Origin of the sequence: Faecalimicrobium dakarense (genome assembly GCF_000499525.1) — a bacterium.
Lineage (GTDB): Bacteria > Bacillota > Clostridia > Peptostreptococcales > Peptostreptococcaceae > Faecalimicrobium > Faecalimicrobium dakarense.
Window position 1 is genome coordinate 1 of record NZ_HG529396.1, and the last position, 7,161, is coordinate 7,161.

9 protein-coding genes are annotated in these 7,161 nt (G+C 23.4%); 7 read left to right on the plus strand and 2 right to left on the minus strand.

Annotated elements, in window-relative coordinates:
* On the plus strand, positions 1-823 hold an 823-nt coding region (locus BN899_RS20185; RefSeq protein ID WP_147568576.1), incomplete at its 5' end, for an EAL domain-containing protein.
* Position 824: 1 nt separating this feature from the next.
* Positions 825-1,199, plus strand: a complete 375-nt coding sequence (locus BN899_RS20190; RefSeq protein ID WP_278244993.1) for an EAL domain-containing protein — start codon at positions 825-827, stop codon at positions 1,197-1,199.
* A gap of 106 nt (positions 1,200-1,305) precedes the next feature.
* Here BN899_RS20190 and BN899_RS19310 read toward each other — a convergent pair whose 3' ends face one another.
* Positions 1,306-1,473 carry a hypothetical protein gene (locus BN899_RS19310; protein WP_173399945.1) on the minus strand — a complete coding sequence of 56 codons (168 nt, stop codon included), beginning with the start codon at positions 1,471-1,473 and terminating at the stop codon, positions 1,306-1,308.
* 255 nt (positions 1,474-1,728) lie between these two features.
* On the opposite strand from BN899_RS19310, the gene BN899_RS14040 reads away from it, so the two are divergent.
* A complete protein-coding gene (locus BN899_RS14040) occupies positions 1,729-3,702 on the plus strand; it encodes a tetratricopeptide repeat-containing diguanylate cyclase (RefSeq protein WP_042276613.1) in 1,974 nt (657 codons plus the stop codon).
* Positions 3,703-3,842: 140 nt separating this feature from the next.
* The gene (locus tag BN899_RS14045) at positions 3,843-4,031 is read left to right on the plus strand and encodes a hypothetical protein (RefSeq protein ID WP_042276615.1); all 189 of its coding nucleotides are present in this window, start codon (positions 3,843-3,845) and stop codon (positions 4,029-4,031) included.
* 62 nt (positions 4,032-4,093) lie between these two features.
* Here BN899_RS14045 and BN899_RS14050 read toward each other — a convergent pair whose 3' ends face one another.
* A complete protein-coding gene (locus BN899_RS14050; RefSeq protein ID WP_042276617.1) occupies positions 4,094-4,531 on the minus strand; it encodes a MarR family winged helix-turn-helix transcriptional regulator in 438 nt (145 codons plus the stop codon).
* A gap of 312 nt (positions 4,532-4,843) precedes the next feature.
* Between BN899_RS14050 and BN899_RS14055 the strand changes: the two genes are divergently transcribed.
* The 3 genes from BN899_RS14055 to BN899_RS14065 all read left to right on the plus strand — a co-directional run.
* Positions 4,844-5,038 (plus strand): PAS domain-containing protein, encoded by a 195-nt coding sequence (locus BN899_RS14055; RefSeq protein WP_042276620.1) that lies wholly within the window; start codon positions 4,844-4,846, stop codon positions 5,036-5,038.
* A 62-nt stretch (positions 5,039-5,100) separates the two neighbouring features.
* Positions 5,101-5,730, plus strand: a complete 630-nt coding sequence (locus BN899_RS14060) for a PAS domain S-box protein (protein ID WP_042276622.1) — start codon at positions 5,101-5,103, stop codon at positions 5,728-5,730.
* 95 nt (positions 5,731-5,825) lie between these two features.
* On the plus strand, positions 5,826-7,161 hold a 1,336-nt coding region (locus BN899_RS14065; RefSeq protein ID WP_147568577.1), incomplete at its 3' end, for a PAS domain-containing sensor histidine kinase.

Genomic DNA, 7,161 nt, shown 5'->3' on the forward strand with positions numbered 1-7,161 from the left:
GAATCCAAATTGGATATATGAATTTCTTGAAAAGAAAGGGATTAATACGAGGCCTATATGGGTAGATACAGATAAAGAAATTATAAAGTTATTAAAAAATAAAGATATAGATGCAATAGTAGGAAGTGCCGAAAATAAGGATCTTGATGGATATAAAAATATATATGAATTTTCAGTAGGACCTGTATATATAACAGGAAATAAATATAAAGAAGATATTATTAGAAGATTAGATAATAGAATAGATTATTTTAACTCATTAGAAGAAAACCATATAGAAAAAATATATAAAAATTATTTTAATGAAGATATAAAATTAGATAAAAATAAAATAGTAATTATATTAATTATTGCTTTTATATTGATTATAGCTACATGCATTTTAATAATAAAAAGTATGTATCCTAAAATAAAGAAAAATAAAATCAAAAACAGCATTAGAAATAGAATAAAAAATAAAGAATACTTATTATACTATCAACCTATAGTAGATCCTAAAAAAAATAGTATAGTCGGATTTGAGGCATTATTAAGATTAAATCATCCTAAAGAAGGAATACTTACTCCTTATAAATTTATAAATGAAATAGAAGAAAATGATATGTTATCAGAGATGTCTATTTGGGTGCTTAAGCAAGTATTGTTAGATTATAATAAAATAAAGAAATATAGTAATATAGATAACGAAAAATTTTATATATCAATAAATCTGACAATAAAAGAAATTGAGAATGATGATTTTTTATATAAGATACAAGAAATATTAAATATATATAGTATGAAAAAAAAATTCAATATGCTTAGAAATTGTAGAGAGTGTTAGAATAAACGATCTAGAAAAATTACAAAAGGCAATACAAACATTAAAAAACTTTGGATTTATGATTGCAATTGATGACTTTGGAGTTGAGTATTCGAATCTAGATATATTAGAAAAATTAGACTTTGATATAATAAAGTTAGATAAGTATTTTGTTGATGATATATCAGAATCTGTAGTTAGGCAACGCATAATGAGATTTATATCAGATATAACTATACTTAAAAATAAATCGTTGGTGGCAGAAGGTGTTGAAGATATATTCCAAAAAGATATAATAAAGAATGTTGAAAATAATAAATTTTTTATACAAGGATATTTCTATTCAGAACCAGTAAGTATTGAAGATTTAAAGAAAATAAATATAAAAAATTACTAAAATATTAACTACTTATCTAATTAATTTATATTTTAATAATTTAAACTTAAAATGAAAGGGTATAACTAATTTTAGTAATACCCTTTTATTTAATCATTAAAGTACTTTAATATTTATCTTCCTCAATTGATATTAATCCTTTAGAGTCTAAGAATTCTTCTTGTAAATCTAATATAGTTTTTATTTTATCTATAGAAATAGATAAGCTCATAAGTTTACTTTTTTCATATATATAGTCTATCATTTCTTCAATAGATATTATATTTTCTTCCATAATATTAATCCTTCCAAGTTTACTTTAAAAAATAAATTCTAATAATATATTACTATATAAGGTAAGTAAAAAATAGAAATAATACTAGAAAATTACGATTATTAATAAAAAATAGTCAAGAAATAACTTGATATTACATTTCATAACGAAATACATAATATTGAAAAGGTAGAAATATAAAATATAATAATGCGATAAAAAACAAACATAATAAAATTTAAATTGACGTTAATACATATTAGGGAAGGTATTATTATGAAGAGAAGATTCTTAAAAAAGGGAGTAGTGTTTTTCACTTTTATTTTTATAATAACCATTCTAATTTTCTCAACAGAAAATAAGAATAAGTCTTTATATACAGATAAGTTTATAAATATTATTGAAAATAATGAAGAATACAATTTAGATGATAGTAACATTAAGTTCTATAAAAATAAAATTAATAATGAAATAAAAAACACTATAGATAACTCAATCTTAAAAAAGGCATATTGCTCATTAGGATATATAGAATTTATTAGTGGCAACTATGAAAAATCAAATGATTACTTATTAAAATCGTTAAATTATAAGATAATGAGAAAACATAAAGTTCAACTAATGATTTATAGTGGTATATCAAGGAGTTATATAGCGCTTAAAAATTTAGATGAGTCATATAATTATTTTAAGAAAGCTGAAAGCTTAGCTAAATATATGGGAAATTATAATGATCTATCAAGTATGTATAGATCTAGAGCAAAAACTTTAATTAACTTTAATGATGGAGTAGGAGAAGCTATAAGCTTACTAGAGAAAGCTTTGAAATTAGAGCAAAATGAAATAAATAAAGTAGAAAATTATTTATTTATTTCAAAGCTGTATATGATAAGTGATATGTTTGACTTAGCTGTAACTTATAGCAATAAAGCAATAGAAATGGCAATGGAGAATAATTTTAGTAGACTAGTGACAGAAGGTTTAATAAGCCTTGGGACTAATTACTATAGTCAAGATAAATACAGTAGAGCTATAACTATATACGAAAAAATTTTATATGGAGATTATATAAAAACATTAGAAAATAAGTTGCTAGTTATAGGGTACCTTATGGATAGTTACTCTAAAATAGAAGACTATAATAAAGCAGATAAATATATGAAAGAGTATTTAAAAGAAGCAAAAACATTACCAATTATCAAAAAAAATAAAGAACTAAATTGGCTATATATAACAGTGGCTGAGTATAAGGTAAGACAAGGAGATATAGAAGAGTCAACTAAATATCTAAAAGAGGCAAAGAATATATACGAACGCAATGAGGCGACAATGTTTTCTAATACTGATATTTGGATGGAAAAAGTTGAATTAGATATAGCATCTAAGCAAAGTTTAGATTATATCAAAGTATTAAATGGATATAAACAATTATTAAATAAAATTGAGGATAGAGGGATAAAATCTGGAATAAAAGATGCAACTATTGAGTCTATTATAAATATAAGTGAAAAAAATAATGACTATCATACTACGCTTATTTACACTAACAAAAAGTTAGATCAAATACAGCGAGAGTCAAATATAAATTTAGATACATCAGCTGACTACTCAATTAATAAGTTTGAAAATGATATTATAAGTAAAAAGGTAAAGAATATGAAAGTAAGAGTTAAGATTAGTTCTCTAATAATAATATCTATAGTTATTATTATACTTATTATTTATAATAAAAATAAAAGAATAAAGAAATTAAATAAAGAATTAAAATTAATAAGTATGACAGACCCATTAACAGGGATATTTAATAAAAGATTTTTATATAATCAAATGGAATATAACTATAAAAGAAGAAAAGAAATTAATTTTTTAATGATAGATATTGATTATTTTAAACTATACAATGATAATTATGGGCATTTAAATGGAGACAATGTACTAAAAGAGGTAGCGCAAATTTTAAGAACTGTATTTAAAGACGATATAGTATCAAGATATGGTGGAGAAGAGTTTTCGATAATTTCTACTTCCAGTAGGGAAAAAATAATTGAAAAGACAAAAGAATTAATGACAAAACTTCATAATAAAAATATAATTCATGAGTACTCATTAATTAGCGATAGAATAACCTTAAGTATTGGAATTGAAAATATGAAAATATGCGAAGAAAATGATATAGATAAAATAATAAAGGCTGCAGATGAGAAGTTATATAATTCAAAAGAGCATGGAAGAAATAGATATACTATTTAATAAAACATAAGAACAAAAAGATATTGTAAATTTAACTTTGCGATATCTTTTTATTTATTTTAATTTTAAATTATTATTATAAATTTAGGTAAAAATAGAAAAACTATATTTAATTATAAGAAATCATGGAGGACACATTTATGAAAAAAGGTTTAATACCAATAGCGTTAGGAACAATAGTAACAGCGACAGGAGTGGCTTTAGATTCTAAGCAAAGTAAAAAATATAAATGTCAGAGAAATGATTATACAAGTATGGTAGGTACGCTTTTAATAGGAGTAGGAGCGGCTCATATATTACTTGGAACAATAGACATGATAAGAGAGTAGATAATTTAAGTATTTAAGGGAGTATAAATTAATGGTTAAATCAATTTATACTCCCTTAAATATTAATTAGCATCTTTAAAGTTATTGCTAAGTTTTTTCAATAACCTTAAGAACTCTTTTTTCTCATCTTCAGTAAAGTTGTTATAAGCAGTTTCTTTGACTTGAGAAGATATATTATTAAATTTACCTTCTATACTTCTAGCTTTGTCAGTTAATTTTATATAAGTAACACGCTTATCTTTATCACATTTTTCTTTTTCTATATAGCCTAAACTTATAAGCCTATTTACTAGTGATGTAACAGTAGATTTGTCCTTACCTATTTTTTTTGCAATTTCTTTCATAGTAAGCTTACCATTACTTTCATAAAGGGCAGTTAATATATTTCCATGAGTTGGAACTAAATCATTAAGTCCGCTTATTTTAAGTTTATTTTCTATAAATTTTATCATGTTTGCTTTTGTTCTACTTATAAAATACACAATATATTTATCATTCATAAGAAATCTCCAATCTAATCAACAATATAAAAAATTCACTTATTTATACTTTTATATAATAACATAATTATATGGTTAGTTGTAAATCTTATATTATACATTAAATTATAAAATACAAACTTATTATCTAATAAATGAAAATATAAGAGTAGGAAGAATGGTTGTCCATTTGTTTAAGATACTTAATAAAAAATAAATTTATTAAATTGGCAGTAAATTACATTTTTAGACATACAGAATATGTAAAATAATAATGTACCTTGAATTAAATGCAAAAAATACAAAGAAGTTTATCAAAGGGGAAATTCATTAATGGAATGCGTATTTAATAATTTAGATGAATATATATTAGTAATAAATAGTAATGGAGAGATAAAATATTGTAATAAAGCTCTATTAAAGAAATTAAGATATGATGAAAGTGATATATATAATAAAGATATAGCTAACATTTTACATAACCAGAATGAACATGTAAAAAAATATTATGCAATAAAAAAGAGATAAGCCTAGATCTAATTTTATATTCAGAGCTTAAAGAAAAAATATATGTTACTTCTAAAGTAGTAATGAGTAAATGGAATGAAGAAAACTCTATTTTTATTATATCAAAAGATATATCAGAGAAGTTCTATTCAAAGAAGGATTTGGAAAATCTGCTAGATAAGAATGCTTATTCATTTTGGATAAAAGATACTAACGGTAAATATTTATATGCAAATAAGTATTTTGAAATCCATACTGGACATAAAAATGTTTTAGGTAAATATGACTATGAAATTTGGGAAGATGATGTTCTTTTAGATTTTCAAAAAACAGAAAATGAGATAATTAAAGAAGGTAGAGCAAAGTTAATAGAAGAAAGTAGATTGGTAAACGGAGAATTAAAGTGGTATGAAATAGTAAAGGGTCCTATAATAGAAAATGGCAAATATAAATATTTTGTTGGAACAAGTAGAGAGATTACTTTAAGAAAAACAATGGAAGAAGAAATATCTAAAAATCATAAATATATATCAAATTTATATGAGATATTAAATGAAAAATATAAGGAAGATGATTTTTATAATATATTAAACAGAATATCACAGAACACACTAGAATATTTAGAGGCAGATGGATTATCTATATTCCTATATGATAATAAAAATGAAGTTTTAGAAAATAAGTTAAAAATAGGATTAGCTAAAAAACTTTAAAGGGTAAAAATAATATAGAAATATCTAATGAAGATATAAAAGACTTAATTAAAAATAATGACTACGAAGGTTTAACTCAGATAGGTGAAATCGGAGTGGGTAGAAATAAGGAACATTTTTTTAGAGATAATATAGAATATTTAAAAGAATGTAATATAGAATATGTGGGAGTTTACAATATTATACTAAATAATGAATTTATAGGTATTATGACTATTGGATATAAAAAAGGAAATAACCCAAGTTGTAATTTATATGATTATATTAAGAGGGTATGCAGTGAAATAGGTATTATTGTTAATAATTTTAGATTATCTCAAGAAGTCAAGAAAGAGTTTGATAGAAGAGTTGAAATAGAAAATGAATTAGAATTATTTTTAGATACAGCAACAGATCTTGTAGGTATAATAGATGAAAAAGGTAATTTTAAAAAAATAAATAATCAGTGGTGCGAGACTCTTGGATGGAGTAATGAAGAATTATTATCAATGAATTATAAAGACATAATTCATAAGGACGACTATAAACCAAGTCGTAAAAGCTCAAAAAGAAATAAAGATGAGAACGATATATTTTATGTGGAAAATAGAGTTTTGTGTAAAAACAATGAATATAAATGGCTGGCATGGAATCATTTATATTTAGAAGAAAAGAAAGAATATATAACAACAGTTAGAGATATTACGGAAGAGAAAAAGCTAGAAGAAGAAAGAAAGAATCTTCAAGAAGCAATACATTTAGAAAGTATAAAAAATGAATTTTTCGCTAATATATCTCATGAATTTAAAACTCCATTAAATATTATATTAGGAACCATTCAATTAATAGATAAATATATAAAGAGTGGAAGCATGCAAAATACGGAAATTATAGATTTAAACAAATATATGAGACCGATAAAACAAAACTCATATAGACTGCTAAGATTAGTAAATAATCTAATAGATATGACTAGAATTGATACTGGATATTACGAACTAAACACAGAGAATAGTAATATTGTATCAATAATAGAAGATATAACTATGTCTGTAACTCAATACATAGAGAATAAAGGAATAAATCTTATATTTGATACAAATGAGGAGGAACTTATTTTAGCTTGCGACCCAGACAGGATAGAAAGAATTATGTTAAATCTTATATCTAATGCAATAAAGTATACTGATAAGAATGGAGAGATTAAAGTCTGTGTAAATTGCAATAAAGATAGAGTGCAGGTCTCCGTTAAGGATAACGGGATAGGGATATGTAAAGATAAAATTGATATGATATTTGATAGGTTTATGCAAGTCGATAATAGCCTAACTAGAAGATGTGAAGGTAGTGGAATAGGACTCTCCTTAGTGAAGTCTTTAGTAGAAATGCATGATGGTAAAATAAATGTATACAGTGAAGTTGGAAAAGGATCAGAATTTGTATTTGAAATAC